Source organism: Sphingopyxis sp. (assembly GCF_050725655.1).
Lineage (GTDB): Bacteria > Pseudomonadota > Alphaproteobacteria > Sphingomonadales > Sphingomonadaceae > Sphingopyxis.
Map to the genome: position 1 here is coordinate 1 of NZ_JBOHHT010000098.1, position 17447 is coordinate 17447.

Sequence of the window (17447 nt, forward strand, 5' to 3'; positions counted from 1 at the left end):
GTCGTAAAGCGCGCGCTCGGCCGCGTCGATCAGCGGCATCTGCCAGCTGAAGCGGGCGATCAGGGTCGCGACAATAAGGAACAGGATCGTTGCCGCCATCCGCGATGGGCCGAGCTGCATGACCAGCCGGCGCACCCGCTTGCGCAGTGGCACCGCGGCCTGCTGGCCGTCCTGCGCGGGCGCGTCGGCCGCGGGAATGAGGACGTCGGGTGCGTTCATCGATTTAGCGGGCGGCGCGGCCGGCAGCCTCGCCATTTCGGGCGGCTGTCGCGCCGCTGTGGAGCAGCGCCTGCCCGCCATCGCCGATGATCGCAAAGCCCGCCCAATAATAAGGATGCGACGTCTGTTGGTCGTCCATCAGGCGCAGCTGCGTTCCCCACAGGGCGTCGGCGACGCTCGTGCCCTGATTGGCCGCGAACAACCCGCCGATCAGCCGCTTGGTCGCGTCGAAATCGTCGGGCGCGGGCCAGTGGCTCGCGATCACCGACCGGCCGCCCGCGCCGATGAAGCTGCGCACCAGCCCGTCGAGGGCATTGCCGCCGCCCGACAGACCGGCCTCGCGCGTCGCCGCGACGCTCGCCGCGCCGGCGGTGTCGCACGCCGACAGGATGACGAGGTCGGCGTCGATCTTGAGGTCGAAGATTTCCTGGAAGGTCAGCAGCCCGTCCGAATCCGCCCCGCCGAACGAGGTGACGAGCGCGGGGCGCGCGGGACAGGCGGCGCGCGGCGCGGTGACGAGGCCGTGCGTCGCGAAATGGATGATGCGATAGTCGCCAAGGTCGGCGCGATTTTTCACCGCGGTGTCGGTGAAGGCGCCGCCGGTGAGCAAAGCGCCCGCATCGCGGCCCATCGCGTTGCGCGCGGTCATCAGTTCGTCGGCCGAGATCGGACGCGCCCATTGCGCGACATCCCACAGGCAATCGCCATCGACGCCGCCCGCCACGGCGCCGCGGGTGCCGAGCGAGGGCAGTCGCCCACTGACCGGCAGATTCTCGCCGAGGCCGAAATATTGGTTGGTCGCTTTCGAGGGTGCGGCCTGCCGCGCGTTGCGGAAGCCCAGCGTCGAGACCGCGGTGCTCGGCCGAGAGGTCCGGCCGAGCCAGGCGATCTGGCGCATGTCGAAGGGATCGGCGTCGGGATCGAGCAGGCGCTGCTCATAGGCGGCAAGCCCGGTGTCGGCGGTGACGAGGAGGTTGATCGGCAGTCGCAGCATCGCGCCGTCGGGCTCGAAGATCAGATGCGCGATGGTGGGCAGGCGCGCCGCGACCGGCCCGAACAACTGGCCATAAAGCTTGTAGGAGGTGGCGGCGTCGAAGGGATAGGTGACGCGGCGGCCATTCTCGACGAGCGAAATCGTCGAACGGATCGTGTCGACCGCGGTGTCGAGACCCGACGCGCTGATGTCCGATTTCCAGAGCTGTGCAGCGCCCTGCTCGATCAGCATGGAATATACGCCGTCGCCGACGACGAGCATCTTCAAATAGGCTTCGCCCGGACGGAGAACCTGCTGCAACTCGGGAAGATCGAGCTTGCCCGGCGCGACGACGCGATATTGCGGAAAGGCCGACAGCGCGACGACGGTTTCGGACTGCTGGAACGACAGGTTTTCGAGCTGGGCCTTGATGTCGGCGCGCAAGGCGTTGATCTCGGGCGATTCAGGAAGCTGGGCGAGCCGCGCATCCTCGATCCGCGCGCGTTCGAGATCGCGATTGAGCGTTGTCGCCTGGCGGAACAGGCGGGCGCCGTCGCTACTGCCGCCCGACAGCTCGCGTGCGAGCACCGCCTGCGTATCGGCGACACCCGGGCGGATCTGGAGCTGGCTCGCGACGAAGAAATCCTCGATCGCCTTGGGGTCGGTCGCCGAACGCGCGGCGAGCAGCCGGTAATAGGGCGCCATCATGTTCGCCATGCCCGCGGTCGAGCGCTGCGTTGCTGCGAGCGCGGTGACGACCTCGCGATAAATGCCCATTGCCTTGTCGTCCTGTCCCTCGCGGGTGAGGAAGGCGGCGTAGCGTGCACGCGCCGAAGCGAGCGCGTTGGTTTCGGGATATTCGACGGCGAGCAGGGTCACCGATTCGAGGAAGCGCGTTTCGGCCGCCGCCTTGTCGCCGCTCGCCTCTTCGGCCAGCGCGAGCTCGCCGAGCATCTGCGAACGCAAGCGGATGATCGAGGTGACGCGGCCTTCGCGCACCGCGATCGCGTCGGTCAGCCCCTTCATCTGTGCGGTTTTTGCCGCCTGCGCGTTGCCGCGCAGCCGTTCGACCGTGCCGAGCAGGTGGATCGCCTGCGCATCGATGATCTGCGCGCGTTCGAGCGGTGACAGCCGCTCGCGATCGTTGCTCTGGCGGATGACGCGGGCATTGTCACCGCTGTTGACCCCGGCGACGATCTGCGGCGTCAGCGTTACCGCGTCGCCCGATACCGTCACGCCGGTCGTGAGCGGCGGGATGGGCGTCTGCAATCGCGCGGCGGCACCGTCATAATCGCGCTGGTTGAGCGCGTTGATCGCACGGAAATTGCGGCGGAGGCGCAGCTGGACCGGGTCGCCCGTCGGGATCGCTTCGACCTCGGCGAACAGGCGTTCGGCTTCGGCGAATTCGCCAAGGTTCGAGCGCTGCAGTGCGCGGTTCAGCGTGACTTCGGTCGGGTCGATGTCGGCCGCCGACTGTTCCTCGACTGCGCGGCGCGACAGCGCTTCAAAGAACTCGGCCGCCTCGGCATAATCGCCGCTGTGGTTGCGGCGGTAACCCTCGGCCAGCGCCTTGTCGACGTCGATCGTTCCGGCGATTGTCCGGGCAAAGCCGTCGTTGCCGCCGACCGATGTCGTGGCAACCTTGATCACGCCCGGCACGACCCTGTGCTGGCGCACAGATTCGAGCGCGAGGTCGAGCGCGTCGGAATAAGCGGCGAAACCTTCGACGCTATAGGTGACATGGCCCTTGGTCTCGACGCGCGTTTGCCATGCGATATTGCTGCCCTTGAGCGTACAGGCGCCGTCGGCGGTGCATGTGACCGTGCCGGCGCGGGCCTGTTCGATCCGGGCGAGCGCCTCGGCTGAGCTCGCGCGCAGTTCGCGAACGGTGCCGACCGGCTGGCTCGCGTCGCGGCAGACGATCGTCCAGGCGCGATCGAACATGCCCTTGACGACGCCGTCGCGGACGGTTGCCTGCACCTCGCAGAGCGAGCCGCCCTGATCGCCGACCGAAAAGCTGTCGCGCAGCGTGGGGTCGATGCCCTGCGCCAGTGCGGTTCCCGGCGCGGCAAAAGCCAGCAAGCCCAGAATCGACACAAGTTGCGGACGTCGAACGGTCATCACAAATCCCCCAAACACAGACGCAGAGACGCCATGCCGGTTCGACGCCGACAGGACGGAAACTTTATTGCTGCGGTGCGACCCATTCCCTTGGGCGAGAACCCTAAACCCTTCGTAAGCGAAAGGGAAGTGATCTGCCGCACAGGCGGCTTGCGCCGCGGGGGTGCGCGACCTATCTGCAGTGCGACATTTCATTCGGTGAGGACAAAATGAGCGGATTCGACGATCGTGAACGCGCCTTCGAGGCCCAATTCGCACGTGACCAGGAGGTTCAGTTCCGGATCACCGCGCGGCGGAACCGGCTCGTCGGCGAATGGGCCGCCGAACGCATGGGCCTGACCCCCGAAGAAACCGACGCCTATGCCAAAGCGGTGGTGCAGGCCGATTTCGAGGAAGCGGGCGACGAGGACGTCATCCGCAAGCTCGCAGGCGACCTCACCGCGGCGCAGGTCGAGATCGGCGACGCCGAAATCCGTGCGGCGCTGAACGACAAGGCGGTCGAGGCGCGGCGCCAGTTCATCGACAGCCAGAACTGAGGCGATTGCGATGGGCATGCGCGAGGATGATTTGCGGGCGATGATCGTCGCGGCGTTTCCCGATGCCGAGGTCGCGATCACCGACCTCGCGGGCGACAATGACCATTATGCGGCGCATGTCGTCAGCGCATCGTTTCGCGGGCTAACCCGCGTCGCGCAGCACAAGGCGGTCTATGCGGCGCTCGGCGGACGCATGGGCGGCGAACTTCATGCCTTGCAATTGACGACCGCAATCCCCTCATAAGGGGCATGGATATTTGGGGCGCGGCAGCGCGCCTGCCCGGAGACTGACAATGACCGACCCGACCACCCCCCAAACCACTGGCGACCGCATCGCCAAGCTGGTCGCCGACAACCCCGTCCTGCTCTTCATGAAGGGCACGCCCCTGTTCCCGCAGTGCGGCTTTTCCTCGCGCGCGATCGCGATGCTCGACCGGCTTGGCGTCGAATATGACACCGTCGATGTGCTGCAGGACATGGAAGTCCGCCAGGGCATCAAGGAATTCTCCGACTGGCCGACGATCCCCCAACTTTATGTGAAGGGCGAATTCGTCGGCGGATCGGACATCATGATGGAAATGTGGGAAGCGGGCGAGCTTCACACGCTGATGACGGGAATCCCGGCGCGCGCCGAATAAGCTGCGCGGCTTTCGAACGACAAAAGCCCGCCGGTGCTCAGGCCCTGGCGGGCTTTTTTCTGTCGGCTTGGGGGTGGATAGCGGGCCCAAAACCCCCTCCCTGTCGCGCAGCGATGGGGAGGTGGCAGCGCGAAGCGGCGAACGGCGCGACGTTGCTGCCCCTCCACCACCGCCTGCGCCGCTCGTCTGCGCGGCGCGGTCGAACATCGCCTCGATGTCCTTGTTCCCGAACAAGCGCGCGTACATCGCGGTGGTGATCGCAAGGCCGTGCTTTTCGAGGGCGGGGGCGGTGGCTTTGACGATCGTCATCGCGTGGGCGGAAGCGGTGCGCATTCTGATATCCTGTTCTGGAGGTGAGAGCGTGGTTCAGGCCGCGATGCGAAGGTCGTCGGCATGCTCGGGGTAAGGGGCGAGCGTCGCGGGGGGGGGGCTCCTGCTGAACGATCAGGCCGCCCGGCGGCCGGGGTCGCCCAAGCGGAAGAAAAGGGCGAGTTGGAGGCTTTCGGCGATGCGCGCGGCCTTACCTTGCAGCGCGGTCGCAGAGGCGGGCGCCAGCAGCTCGTTGGTGGTGTCGGCCCAGATCGCGAGCCAGCGGTCGAACATCGCGGGGGTGATCGCGGCCTTGTGCTTCAGATGCTCGGCGACCGGGCTGCCCTTGTAGCGGCCGGTGGTCAGCATCACCGACGACCAGAAGGCGACGAGCTTTTCGAGATGGCCCGGCCAGTCGTGAACCGCGGCGTTGAACAGCGGGCCGATGTCGACGTCGGCGCGCACGCGGTCGTAAAAGGCCGGGATCAGGCGCTCGAGCGCGGCTTCATCGATTTGGTCGTCCTGTTTCACGACTTGCTCCAATCATGTATTTTGTGCGCATGTATGATCGAAATTTGAAACATGCAACAAAAATGCATATTATAGGGCGGCCGAAATTTTTGAAGGATCACGATGCGCCTGACGCGCTACACCGACTATGCGATGCGCGTGCTCCTCTATGTGGGTGCGCCGGATGACGCGCGGCTCAGCCCGATCTCGGAAATCTCGCGCGCCTATGGCATTTCGCAGAACCATCTGATGAAGGTCGTCAACGACTTGGTGAACGCGGGCTATCTCGAAAGCGTGCGCGGGCGCTTCGGCGGGATCCGGCTGGCGAAACCGGCGCGCGAGATCAATGTCGGCGCGGTGGTCCGTCATACCGAGGAAGGGTTCGACCTCGTCGATTGCGCCAGTTGCATCATCGCGCCCGCGTGCGGGCTGACGGGCGCGCTCGCCGAAGCGCTCGCGGCGTTCATGCAAGTGCTCGATGGCTACAGCCTTGCCGACCTGCTCGCCAAGCGCGCGAATTTTGCCGCGTTGTTCGGGATCGACGAACCCGCGCGCACTTGAAAGATCAGCGGCGCGCCCAGCCCTTGTCGCGCGCCTGCCGTTCGGCCGCGGTGTCGAGCGGATCGCCCGTCATCATGTTCGCTGCGGCGGCGGCGAGTTCGCCCGACGATGCCTGACGATAGTCGGCGCCGGCCTGTCCCGGCATCGTCCGTTCGAGATGCCAGCGGCCATCGTCGCGGCAGCCGATGCCGTTCAGGGATTTGCTCTCGAAGCTGCGACAATAGCGCCCAGTCCCGTCTTTAAAGCTGAGGCTGATCCGCACCGCAACGCTGGACGACTGGTTCGCGGCGAGCTGTGTGTCGAGCGCCTCGGCAAGCGGACCCGCGGCGACGACCGCGCCATTCGTTTCGGCGACGCTGGCAACGGGCGTCCACGGTCGCAGTCCCAGCGCAAGCCCGAACACGAGCGACGCCGCGATGGCGCCCCAATGGATCGGCGCGAAGCGCACCCGCTTCGCCTCGCGGCGCACGGCGAGGCTGGCATCGACCTTATCGGACGTCGCTAGAAGCGCGCGGAGCCGCTCGGGCACCGCCTCATCGGCCACGGGGGCATAATGCGCCTGTAGCTGTACTTTCAACCCGCGGTGGCGCGCGATTTCGGCGGCAAGGGCGGGGTCGCTTGTCGCTTCGCGCTCGATGCGGCGCGCGGTCAGGTCGTCGAGTTCGCCGTCGACAAAGGCCGCGACGGTGGCGGGATCGAAACTCATGCGGCCTCTCCCAGCAAATGCATCAATGTTTCGCGCCCGCGAGCAAGGCGCGATGTGACGGTGCCGATCGGCACTTCCAATATTTCGGCCGCCTCGCGGTACGCATAGCCTTCGACGAGGACGAGCATCACGACCTCGCGTTGTTCGTCGGGCAGGCGCGCCATCGCGCCATCGACGTCGCCGCGCAACGTCCCGGCCTCTACCTCGGCCGCGCCGTCGCCGGCGACCTGCGTGGCGGCCTCGTCGATCGGCGTGTGGACGCCGCGGCGACCGGCCGCACGGCGCTCGTCGATCCAGAGGTTGCGGGTGATGCGGTACATCCAGCTGTCCAGTCTCGTTCCCTGTTGCCACTGTTCCTGCGATTTCAATGCGCGTTCGATCGCCGCCTGACACAAATCGTCGGCGTCGCTGGTGTTGCGCGCCAGTCCGCGCGCAAAGCGGCGCAGGCGGGGCAGCAATTCGACCAGTTCCTCTTCGAAGCGCATTTTCGCCTTTTCGGTTGTTCGAGGAAGAAACGTCAGGCTTCTATCGTTTCTTCCGTACCATGCTAAATTTTTTCGGGAACCGTCTGCCGTGCCGGCCCTTGTGAGACTTGCAATGCGATTTTGGACCACATTTTTGGCGATGCTTTGCTTCCTGCTCGGTGGGACCGACGCGCGCGTCGCGGCGCAGATTGCACTGCCGCCGGTGCAGCTTCCCGACGCCGCGCGCACGCTGCCGTCGCTGCCCGAGGTGGATGCCGGGCGGCTGACCGGGATCGGCGGCCAATTGCTGGATGTCCGGCTCGACCGCATCACCGCGCTGGTCCGCGGCAATCGCGACAGCATCGAGCTCGACGAGCGCGGCGAACCAGCAGTGCGCGGCGTTCTTGTCGCGAGCGGGGTCGATGCGGCGATGATCGCGCGGGCGGGCGAGGCGGGGTTCGCGCTGATCGACCGCGAGCGCATCGAGGGGCTCGATCTCGATATCGCACGGTTTCGCGTACCCGACGGGCGCAGCCTTGGCCGGGCGCGGAAACAGCTCGCGAAGCTGCTTCCGGGTGCCGAGGTCGATGCCGACAATCTTTATTTCGCGAGCGGACCGGGCCGCGCGCTGCCGGGAGCGGCGCTTGCGACTGCGATTGGCGGCGGCAAGGCAAGCCTCGGCCTGATCGACGGCGGCGTTGCGGCGCATCCATCGGTTGCAGGGCGTGTGGAACAGCGCGGCTTTGCGAAAGGGGCGCCGTCGGCGAGCCGCCACGGCACGGCGGTGGCTTCGCTGCTGGTGGGCAGCGGCGCGGTGCAGGGCGCGGCACCCGGCCAGCGCCTGTTCGCGGCCGATGTCTATGGCACCGACCCGGCTGGCGGCAGCGCCAGCGCGATTGCGCGTGCGCTCGGTTGGCTCGCCGAAAGCGGTGTCGCGGTGACGACGATCAGCCTTGTCGGCCCGGACAACAAGCTGCTTTCCGCTGCGGTCAGCCGCGGTCAGCAGCGCGGCATGTTGATCGTTGCGGCGGTGGGCAATGACGGCCCCGCCGCGCCGCCCGCCTATCCGGCCTCCTACAAGGGCGTGTTTGCCGTGACCGGGGTCGACGCAAAAGCACGCGCGCTGCCGGAGGCCGGCCGCGCGCTGCACGTCGATTTCGCTGCGCCCGGCGACGCGGTGCTGGCGGCGACGGGCGTGGGAAGCAGCGACCGGCTGCGCGGCACATCTTTTGCCGCACCGCTCGTCGCCGGACGACTTGCGCTTCGCTATCCCGCCCCCGCGATCGATCGCATCGGACCCGCCGTTGCGGCGCTCGTCATGGAGGCGCGCGATCTGGGTAAGAAGGGGCGCGACAAAATCTATGGCCACGGCCTGATTTGCGGGACTTGCGGGGGCCGCTGACCCCTCCCTCGAAATTATCCGGAAGAAAATCGAGCGCGCCATCGTTCTCTCTCCAGGCCCACCCCTCCGGGCCGCAAACTCAGGAGTAGGACAATGGCAAATCGTATCTTCATTTCGGCCATCGCGCTCGCCGCGTCGGCCATGGCCTTTTCGGCTCCGGCCACTGCGCAGCTGCTCGGTGGCAGCGGCGGCGGCGGCCTCGGCGGCACGCTGGGCGGGACGCTCGGCAATCCGACCGGCCCCATCGGCGGAACGCTCGGTTCGGCGGGCGAACTCGCCGGTTCGGGCCGCGGCGACGCCCAGGTCGATCGCCGTTCGGGCCGCGTCCAGGGCAAGGGCAACGCCGACGCGAACGGCAAGGGTTCGGTTGACGGCAACGGCAATCTGCTTGGCAACGCTATCGGCGGCAACGCCAATGGTTCGGGCAATGCTTCGGGGGGCGGCAGCCTCGACGCGCAGGCGGTCGGCACCGATTTCGTCGGTAACACCGCGCGCGGCACGGTTGGTACTGCAAGGGGCGCGGCTTCGACCGCAACCGACACCGCGCGCGGTGCGGTCGGGACTGCCCGTGACCGGACGGGCGCCGCGTTGTCGAACGTCTCAGGCAGCGCCAGCGGCGCTGGATCGGTCGCGGGCAGCTTCCAGGGCAGCCTCGGCCAGCTCGCCGCTGCGGGTAGCGGCGCGGCCAATGGCGCAGGGATGTTCGCCGTCGAACCCGGCATGGCAGTGACCGACGCGCGCGGCAAGGTGATCGGCTATGTTCAGGAATTGCGCCAGACGGGCGGCGGTGTCGTGCAAGCGGTGACGGTCGAGGTCGGTGACCGCATCGCGACGCTGCCCGCGGCCAGCTTTGCCGGGTCGGGTGACGTCCTCGTCACCGGCATGACCAAGGGCCAGCTCAAGAAAGCGGCCGAGCAGCAGGAAGCCGAATAAGCGAAAATGGGGTGGCTGCCGTTTGCGGTAGCCATATCTGGACGGGCCGCCCGCGCGGTCCGTCCTTTTTTCGTTCGGCTGAAAAGCTTCCGGGGGGCGGGGCCTCTCGGCCGCTCCGCCCCCCGTCTGCATCGGGGGCAAGTGGGGTTTTCCCGGGTGGGGGCAGGGGACATCAGGGACCAGACTGATGTCCCCCACCGCTCCATTTGAGCGGAACACTCGGGAACATTGGATACTATACAATTGCCGTGCCAGTTTGCGGTATTTGCGGAATCCGGTGCGAGACGCTGGTTAGCAATTCCTTACCGGCATCGCTCGGTGTCAAAAATCCCGACACTCTACCCGTTCAGCTTTGTTCAGGAAGCGTTCAGCCCATTGACTACATTTGTAGTCGCGTCTTAGGTGATGACGCCAATGGGAGGGGTCCGCATGGCAGAAAGAGCAAGCGAGTCGGAGATGCAGGTGCTGTCGGCACTGTGGGACAAGGCCCCGCAGACCGCCGCCGACCTGACCTCGCGCATCGGCAAGATCAACGGCTGGACGCAAGCGACGGTGAAGACCTTGCTCGCGCGGCTGGTCCAGAAGGGTGCGGTCACGGCCAAGGCCGACGGCAGGCGCTATCTCTATAGCCCGGCGATCGAACGCGCCGATGCGGTCGGCGAGGAATCGCAGCGTTTCGTCGACCGGTTGTTCGGCGGCCGCGTCAGCCCGCTGATCGCGCATCTCGCCGACCGCGAGGCGCTGACCGACACCGACATCGCCGAAATCGAGGCCCTTTTGAAGAGGTTGAAGTCATGAGCGCCGCGATGCTGCTCCAGGCGTGGGCCGATACGCTCGTTACCACGGGCATTCTCGTCCTCTTGATCCTGATCGTGCGCAAGCCGTTCGCGCGGCATTTCGGCCCGCGGCTGACCTATGCCTTGTGGGCAGTGCCCGCGCTGCGGCTGGTCCTGCCGCCCTTGCCCTTCGCCGATCCGGTGGTCGTGGCACCCGAGCCGGCGGCCGAAATGGCTGTGATGGTGCCGGTGGGTCTGCCGGTTGCAGCGCCCGCGGCGACCGAGCCGTTCTGGTCGCTCGCCGACCTGATCCCGCTCGCCTTCGCGCTGTGGGCGGCGGGCATGATCGCCGTTCTCGTGACCGCGATGGTGTCGCATCAGCGGTTCCGCCGCGCGGTGCTGGGCGAGGCGGTCGAGCTCGAGCCAATCGGCAAGATCCGGTTGGTGATGTCCGATGCGGTCGACGGCCCCGTCGCCTTCGGGCTGTGGCAGCGTTACGTCGCCGTGCCGCACGATTTCTTCGCGCGCTATGTCGCCGAAGAGCGTGCGCTGGCGATCGATCATGAGCTGTCGCACCACCGCCACGGCGATTTGTGGGCGAACAGCGCGGCGCTGCTGCTGCTCGCCGCCCAATGGTTCAACCCCTTCGCCTGGCGCGCGATCCGCGCCTTTCGCTTCGATCAGGAGGCGGCGTGCGATGCGCGCGTGCTCACGATGGCCGACTTCGGAGAGCGGGGCGAGCGGACGGCGCGCTATGCGACCGCGATCGTCAAGGCAGCGGTCGGCCCGCGCCTGTCGCTCGCCGCGCCGATGGCGGTCCACGATAATCTGCAGGAGAGGCTGACGATGTTGACGCGAGAGGATATTTCGAAAAAGCGCGGCCTTGTCGGCCGGTTGCTGATCGGCAGCGCGACGTTGGCGGTGCTGGGCGCGACCGCGACGCTCGTCCCCGCGGGGATCGTCGTGGCGAAGGCGCAGACCGCCGATCTCGGCGAACCGCCCGCCCCCCTGGCGCCCCCCGAACCGCCGCTGCCGCCCGATGCGCCCGGCATGATGGTCTTCACCGAGCATAGCGACGATGTCACCACGGATGACGACGGCAAGAAGAAGCGCGAAGTCCACCGCATCGTCGTCCGCCGCGACGGTGACGGCGAAGGCAAGGCACCCGCAATGATGTTCGCTCCGGCCGACGGCAAGGACAAGATGCGCCGCATCGAAATCCGGTCCCCCGGCGGCCTGTCGCGCGACGACATCATCGCGACGCTGAAGGAACAGGGCATCACCGGCAAGCGTGCCGAAGCTGTCGCCGACAAGCTCAAGGCGAAGCGCAAGGAGCGCATCCGCACCGCCATGGCCCCGATGCCCCCGATGCCGCCCATCCCCCCCATGCCGCACGGCGCCTGGTCGACGCACAGCAAGACGATGGTCCTGGGCAAATGCGGCGACGGCAAGGCGGCGCCGATCGTCAACCGCGACGAAAGCACCGGCAACAAGCGCAGCCACGTCATGATGTTCGCGTGCAGCGACGGGCCTGAAGCCAAGGCGGCACGGCTGTCGGCGCTGAAGAAAGCGCGCGAGGCATTTGCCCAGGGCGAACGCGCGCGCGGCCTGTCCGAAGACATGCGGGCCAAGGTCGCCGCCGACCTCGAAAAGGCGATCGCCGAGATCGAGAAATCGGGCAACTGAGCCCGAACAGCTTCACCGCCGACTTTTACTCCCCGGTGGGGCCGGCGGCAGGGGCGGGGAAAGGGGGCGACCCATGTCGCTCCCTTTTTCGCGTCGCTCCCTTTTTCGCGTACCCTCTTTTTGACCGGCATCCCTTTTCCTTCGCCCCGTGCGATGCCACATGGGCGGCATGAGCGAAGAAAAGCCCTGGCCCGACAGCATTCACGCCGGCGAATGCGAGCAGCATGAGCCGTTGGTCCGCCGCGTGCTCGCGCCGAACCCGTCGCCCTATACCTTTACTGGCACCCAGACATGGATCGTCGGGGCGGGGAGCGACGTTGCGGTGATCGATCCGGGTCCGACGGGGTCGGGGCTGAGCATCGGCGATCCGGCGGACATCAACGGCACGGGGCATGTCGATGCGATCCTGCGCGCCGTCGAGGGGCAGCGCGTTGCCGCGATCCTCTGCACGCATACGCACCGCGATCATAGCCCTGCCGCGGCACCGCTCAGGGAAGCGACCGGGGCGCCGATCATCGGCTGCGCGCCGCTCGCGCTCAGCGACGACGGGCCGCGTGCCGATTCGGCCTTCGACCCTGATTATGCCCCCGACCGCGTACTGATAGACGGCGAGCGCATTTCGGGCGACGGCTGGACGATCGAGGTGGTTGCGACCCCGGGACACACCTCGAACCATCTGTGCTTCGGCCTCGTCGAAAGCGGCGCGCTGTTCACCGGCGATCATGTCATGGCCTGGTCGACCAGCGTCGTCAGTCCGCCCGACGGCGACATGGCGGCCTATATGGCGAGCCTGTCGAAGCTGTATGCTCGCGAGGATCGCGTCTATTACCCCGCGCACGGCCCCGCGGTGACCAAGCCGCGGCAGCTGGTGCGCGGCATGCTCGGCCATCGCAGGCAGCGCGAGCGGCAGATTTTGCGGGAACTCGAAAAGGGGACAAGCGTCATCCCCGAGATGGTCAAGCATATGTACAAGGGGCTCGACCCGCGGCTGACCGGCGCCGCCGACCGCTCGGTGCTCGCGCATCTGATCGACCTCCAGACGCGCGGCGCCGTGCGGGTGCAGAACGACGAATGGACGCTCGTCTGATGCTGCTGCCGCTTTTGATTGCCGCCGCGCAGCCCGCCGTGGCACCCGATCCCGTCGTCATCGCCCTGGTGGCGGGCGAGGGCGACCGGAAATGCCTTCCCGACAAGAGCTTGTGCCTCGACGTGCCGGGCAATGCAGAGGCTAGTGACGGCGGGCTGGTGCTCACGGCGCCGGCCACGGGCGAGGCCGATGATCTGGCATTGCCTTACGGCCGCGACGACGGCCAGTCGCTGAGCCTGTGGCCGCACCTGATTGCGGTGCCCTCGCCTGAAGGTACGGCGGCTGACTCGCGCCAATATCTGATGGGCGTCATCGTTGGCACAAGCACCATGTATTCGGGCGGCGGCGGCAACGGCAGCCGGCTGCATCTGCTTCGTCTCGACACGGCGCCGTCGAACACGCGGCTCGGCGATGAGGTGTTTGATGTCGTGTGGGATAGCTCGCTGATGATCCGCGCCTGTTTCTCCGAAAAGGACATGAAGGACCGGCGCGAGGCGTGTCACGACGAATATGGCTTCACCGGAGCGCTTGCCGCCGGGCCGGCGGAGACGGGGGAACTTCCCGCGCTGACCTATCGCAGCGTCGCGACCACCTATCCGCGCCTCTCGCGCCGGTCGGAGGACAATAGCGGCGTTCGCCTCTCGGCCGCCGACCTCGTCCACGCGAAAGACCCCGAGTGCAGCTATGAACGCACGCTGCGCTACAACCCCGCGACGTCGCGCTATGAAATGGACCGGCCGGCGCCCGATTGTTCGGATTATACGACACCATGACCAGGCCAACCTCTTCGCCCGCGCCGCGTTTGCTGCCGCGCCTGATCCTTCTCGCCGCCGCCGCTCTGCTGGCGCTCGCCGCCTGGTGGGCGGTTTCGGCCTGGCAGGACTGGCAAAAGGGCTATGATCCCGAAACCGTCGTCGCGGCGAGCCTGCAGGGATTGCAGGAACAGAATGTGCTCGTGCCCTTCACTGCGCGTTATGTTGCAGTCGTAACCTCGACACAGAACCGGCTGGGGCTGAGCGCCAAGAAGACGCTGATCATGCACGGCACGGTTCGCTACGAACTCGACCTCGGCAAGTTGAAGCAGTCCGACCTCGACTGGGATGCGGCCACCAACGCGCTCACCGTCACGCTGCCGCCGCTGCGGCTCGCGGGGCCAGAGATCGATATCGATGCGATCAGCGAATATCGCGACGGCGAGATATTGCTCACGCTCACCGATGCCGAACGCACGCTCGACGCCGCCAACCGCAAGCGCGCGCAGGAAGAACTGATCGCGCAGGCAAAGGGCGCGACGCCGATGCGGCTTGCGCAGGGCGCCGCACGCACCGCGGTCGAACAAAGCTTTGCGATGCCGCTGAAAGCCGCGGGGATCGATGCCAAGGTCACCGCACGTTTCGCCGAAGCACCGTCTGGGTAAAACCCGGCTTTCCGCGCTTTCGCGGCTGCGTTATTCTCCCTCCCGGTCGGGCAGGGGGAACAGGCATGTCTAGCACCGCAGAGGGCGCCGCGCGCGCAGAGCTTTTCTGGCATCGCATGGCGATCGGCCTCGCGATTTTCATCGTTTTCGGTTTCCTGCAATTCGCGCTGAGGGGCTTCGTCGATCCGGTCGCGGCGCCTTTCTGGGTGCATCTGCACGGGGTCGCGATGCTGTCCTGGCTTGCGCTGCTGATCGTTCAGCCGACGCTCGTCTCGCGCAATAATCTCGCACTGCACCGGCGGCTCGGGTGGATCGGCGCGGGACTCGCGCTGTTCATCACGGGCCTCGGCATCTTCACCGGGCTCGCGTCGCTGGTGCTGAACCGCTTTCCGCCCTTCTTCTCGCCGCCCCATTTTCTCGCGCTGACCACCGTGGAATCGCTCGTTTTCGGCCTGATGGTGTGGGCGGCGGTTCGCCGGCGCCATACGACCGCTTGGCATCGGCGGCTGATGGTCGGCGCGACGATCGTCATCCTCGAACCCGCGCTCGGCCGCATCCTCCCGATGCCGCTGATGATCGGCTGGTCCGACATTCCGATCGGGCTGATCCAGCTTGGCGTCGTCGGCATCATCGCGCTGTACGACCGGCGAACGCTAGGCAAGGTTCATCCGGCAACAAAGGCGATTGCGGCGATTGTCATCGCGGTGCGCGTCACCATCTATCTTTTGGCGATGACGCCCCCTGTCATCGCGCTCGCGGAGCGGCTCGCCGGTTGATAGCCGAATTGCCCTGCCGCGGGCAGCGGTGTAGGGGGTGCGCCAAGGCTAAAGCCATATAAGGAAAAGCGATGACTGCTCCCATTCGCGAGAATCTCTCGGGCCTCGACCTGCGCGCCGAAATCGAACGCCTGCGCAAGGAGCGCAACGCCGTCATCCTCGCGCATTATTACCAGAAGCCCGAGATTCAGGACCTCGCCGATTTCGTCGGCGACTCGCTGGAGCTGTCGCGCAAGGCCGCCGACACCGACGCCGATGTCATCGCCTTTTGCGGCGTGAAGTTCATGGCCGAGACGGCGAAGATCCTCAGCCCCGAAAAGATCGTAATCCTGCCCGACATGGACGCGGGATGCAGCCTAGAGGACAGCTGTCCGCCCGAACAGTTCAAGCGCTTTCGCGAGAAGCACCCCGACCATATCGCGCTGACCTACATCAACTGCTCGGCGGCGGTGAAGGCACTCAGCGACATCATCGTCACCTCGTCGAGCGCCGAGACGATCATCAGCCAGATCCCCGAGGACCAGCCGATCATCTTCGGTCCTGACCGCCATCTCGGCGGCTATCTCAACCGCAAGTTCGGCCGCGAAATGCTGCTGTGGCCGGGCGTGTGCATCGTGCACGAGGCGTTCAGCGAGACCGAGCTGATCAAGCTCAAGGCGCAGCATCCGGGTGCCCCCGTCGCTGCGCACCCCGAATGCCCGCCGCATATCGTCGATCATGCCGACTATGTCGGTTCGACTAGCGGCATCCTGCAATTCGCCAAGACTTTTCCCGGCGACACGCTGATCGTCGCGACCGAGCCGCACATCATCCACCAGATGGAACTCGCGCTACCCGAGAAGACCTTCATCGGCGCGCCGGGCGCCGACGGCAACTGCAACTGCAATATCTGCCCGTACATGGCGCTCAACACGATGGAAAAGCTCTACATCGCGCTGCGCGATTTGAGGCCGCAGATCGAGATGGAGGAGGGCCTCCGCCTCGCCGCGCGCAAGAGCCTCGACCGGATGCTCGAAATGGCGTCGGGCACGGTGGGCAAGGGCGATCTCGGCAAGCGATAGCCCCGTTTCCCCGCCGCGATGTTGCTTTCGCGGAAAATGATATAAGTTCCGGCTCCTAAGACGCGAGTCTCGCCCCCGTGCGAGCGTCCGACGACGAACCCTTGCGTCTAAGCAGGAGGAAAATCGCATGGCAGAAGATTGGCTGGCGGATGTCAGGAAATATGTCGCGGACGCCGACGAAACGGTGGTGTCGGCGATCGTCAAATATCTCGGCATCGCCCTCAGAAACCGCGATTCCTCGCTCGTTTCGTTCTCCGACAAAAAAGAAACAGACCGCGTCCGCGAAAACTTCCTCAAGAAAAAACTGGCGCTGACCGACGACGACGCCACGCTCGATGCGGCGATCGCCGGCGTCGGCGAACGGATGAAGGAGGACCGGACCAAGAATCGCGTCACCGTCTATTATCTCCTCGCGCAGCATTTCGGCCTGCTCACGCTCTTTGGCGGCGCGGCAGGCGCGGCTGGTGCCGCAGGCGCTGCCGCGGGCCTCGCCGCCGCCGGGGGGCTGGACGGCGATTCCGGCAAGGACGATGACACGACCTCGGCCGTACCGCTGGCAGCGGCGGGCCTGGCCGGCGCATCGGCCATTCCTGCCGCTGCGGCCCCGCCGCCGGCCGCCTCGCCCGCGGCTCCGGCTCCGTCGGCAGCAAGTCCGCAGACCGCCTATTCGAGCGGTGACGGCGAAAAGGGCCGCGGCATGGGCTGGCTGCCCTGGCTTCTGCTTTTGCTGGTTTTGGCGGCGCTGCTGTTCTTCGGCCTGCGCTATTGTTCGAAACAGGAGGCGGCGGTCGCTCCGGCCACCGACGAGACGGCGATCAGCGAGACGGTCGCACCCGCCGATACGGGAACGGCGCCGGTGGCCGCCATCCCCGAGGGTGCCGGCGTCGTCGCGGCGGACCGCGAGGGCAAGCCGATGCTGACGGTCTATTTCGACACCGGCAAATCGGAGGTGTCGAACGATCTGACAACCACGGCATCGTCGGTGAAAGCCTATCTCGACAGCAATCCGGCCGCAACGCTCGCCGTCTCGGGCTATAACGACCCGACGGGCAATGCCGCCGCCAATGCCGAATTGTCGAAGAACCGCGCACAGAGCGTCAAGGCGGCGCTCGAGAAGCTCGGCTTCGCCGCCGACAAGGTCGTGCTCGAAAAACCGGCCGAGGCGACGACGACCGGGACCGACAATTCGGCCGCACGCCGCGTCGAGGTCACCGTCAAAGGCTGATCGTCGGACCAACAGGAAAAAAGAGAGCGGGGCCTCCGGGTCCCGCT

The 17447-nt window shown here is 66.6% G+C and carries 18 protein-coding genes and 1 pseudogene; 14 read left to right on the forward strand and 5 right to left on the reverse strand.

Features of this window, described 5'->3' with window-relative positions; all coding sequences use genetic code 11:
* Positions 1-219 (reverse strand): annotated as a pseudogene (locus tag ACREBX_RS15055) (adenylate/guanylate cyclase domain-containing protein); the annotation flags it as partial.
* Positions 220-223: 4 nt separating this feature from the next.
* Positions 224-3313, reverse strand: coding sequence for a CHAT domain-containing protein (locus tag ACREBX_RS15060; RefSeq protein ID WP_431562559.1), 3090 nt, complete (start codon positions 3311-3313; stop codon positions 224-226).
* A 209-nt stretch (positions 3314-3522) separates the two neighbouring features.
* On the opposite strand from ACREBX_RS15060, the gene ACREBX_RS15065 reads away from it, so the two are divergent.
* From ACREBX_RS15065 to grxD, 3 genes are read left to right on the forward strand one after another with little or no spacing between them, the layout of a single operon-like run.
* Entirely contained in the window at positions 3523-3849 is a 327-nt protein-coding gene (locus ACREBX_RS15065) for a DUF1476 domain-containing protein (RefSeq protein ID WP_431562560.1), read from the forward strand.
* Positions 3850-3859: 10 nt separating this feature from the next.
* Positions 3860-4093 (forward strand): BolA/IbaG family iron-sulfur metabolism protein, encoded by a 234-nt coding sequence (locus ACREBX_RS15070; protein ID WP_431562561.1) that lies wholly within the window; start codon positions 3860-3862, stop codon positions 4091-4093.
* Positions 4094-4142: 49 nt separating this feature from the next.
* Positions 4143-4487, forward strand: coding sequence for a Grx4 family monothiol glutaredoxin (gene grxD / locus ACREBX_RS15075; RefSeq protein ID WP_431562562.1), 345 nt, complete (start codon positions 4143-4145; stop codon positions 4485-4487).
* 444 nt (positions 4488-4931) lie between these two features.
* Here the strand turns inward: grxD and ACREBX_RS15080 are convergent, their stop codons facing one another.
* Positions 4932-5327, reverse strand: coding sequence for a group III truncated hemoglobin (locus tag ACREBX_RS15080; protein WP_431562563.1), 396 nt, complete (start codon positions 5325-5327; stop codon positions 4932-4934).
* A gap of 102 nt (positions 5328-5429) precedes the next feature.
* Here ACREBX_RS15080 and ACREBX_RS15085 point away from each other — a divergent pair, with 102 nt between their 5' ends.
* Positions 5430-5867, forward strand: a complete 438-nt coding sequence (locus ACREBX_RS15085; protein WP_431562564.1) for an Rrf2 family transcriptional regulator — start codon at positions 5430-5432, stop codon at positions 5865-5867.
* 4 nt (positions 5868-5871) lie between these two features.
* Here ACREBX_RS15085 and ACREBX_RS15090 read toward each other — a convergent pair whose 3' ends face one another.
* Positions 5872-6573, reverse strand: coding sequence for an anti-sigma factor family protein (locus ACREBX_RS15090; RefSeq protein WP_431562565.1), 702 nt, complete (start codon positions 6571-6573; stop codon positions 5872-5874).
* Positions 6570-7058, reverse strand: a complete 489-nt coding sequence (locus ACREBX_RS15095; RefSeq protein ID WP_431562566.1) for an RNA polymerase sigma factor — start codon at positions 7056-7058, stop codon at positions 6570-6572. Before ACREBX_RS15095 ends, ACREBX_RS15090 begins: the two co-directional genes overlap by 4 nt.
* 139 nt (positions 7059-7197) lie before the next feature.
* On the opposite strand from ACREBX_RS15095, the gene ACREBX_RS15100 reads away from it, so the two are divergent.
* From ACREBX_RS15100 to ACREBX_RS15145, 10 genes are all read left to right on the forward strand, one after another.
* On the forward strand, positions 7198-8439 hold the full coding sequence (locus ACREBX_RS15100) for a S8 family serine peptidase (RefSeq protein ID WP_431562581.1): 1242 nt from the start codon (positions 7198-7200) through the stop codon (positions 8437-8439).
* A 93-nt stretch (positions 8440-8532) separates the two neighbouring features.
* Positions 8533-9372 (forward strand): hypothetical protein, encoded by an 840-nt coding sequence (locus ACREBX_RS15105; RefSeq protein WP_431562567.1) that lies wholly within the window; start codon positions 8533-8535, stop codon positions 9370-9372.
* Positions 9373-9801: 429 nt separating this feature from the next.
* Positions 9802-10170, forward strand: a complete 369-nt coding sequence (locus tag ACREBX_RS15110; protein WP_431562568.1) for a BlaI/MecI/CopY family transcriptional regulator — start codon at positions 9802-9804, stop codon at positions 10168-10170.
* Complete coding sequence (locus ACREBX_RS15115) at positions 10167-11834, forward strand: M56 family metallopeptidase (protein ID WP_431562569.1); 1668 nt, start codon at positions 10167-10169, stop codon at positions 11832-11834. The genes ACREBX_RS15110 and ACREBX_RS15115 overlap by 4 nt, the downstream gene beginning before the upstream one ends.
* 169 nt (positions 11835-12003) lie before the next feature.
* Positions 12004-12921 carry an MBL fold metallo-hydrolase gene (locus ACREBX_RS15120; protein WP_431562570.1) on the forward strand — a complete coding sequence of 306 codons (918 nt, stop codon included), beginning with the start codon at positions 12004-12006 and terminating at the stop codon, positions 12919-12921.
* Positions 12906-13694 (forward strand): hypothetical protein, encoded by a 789-nt coding sequence (locus ACREBX_RS15125; protein WP_431562571.1) that lies wholly within the window; start codon positions 12906-12908, stop codon positions 13692-13694. Before ACREBX_RS15120 ends, ACREBX_RS15125 begins: the two co-directional genes overlap by 16 nt.
* Entirely contained in the window at positions 13691-14338 is a 648-nt protein-coding gene (locus ACREBX_RS15130; RefSeq protein ID WP_431562572.1) for a DUF4230 domain-containing protein, read from the forward strand. Before ACREBX_RS15125 ends, ACREBX_RS15130 begins: the two co-directional genes overlap by 4 nt.
* 65 nt (positions 14339-14403) lie before the next feature.
* A complete protein-coding gene (locus ACREBX_RS15135; protein ID WP_431562573.1) occupies positions 14404-15114 on the forward strand; it encodes an adenylate cyclase in 711 nt (236 codons plus the stop codon).
* Between the two features lie 71 nt (positions 15115-15185).
* A complete protein-coding gene (gene nadA, locus ACREBX_RS15140) occupies positions 15186-16175 on the forward strand; it encodes a quinolinate synthase NadA (protein WP_431562574.1) in 990 nt (329 codons plus the stop codon).
* 127 nt (positions 16176-16302) lie between these two features.
* A complete protein-coding gene (locus ACREBX_RS15145) occupies positions 16303-17400 on the forward strand; it encodes a DUF2853 family protein (RefSeq protein WP_431562575.1) in 1098 nt (365 codons plus the stop codon).
* Positions 17401-17447: the final 47 nt, after the last annotated feature.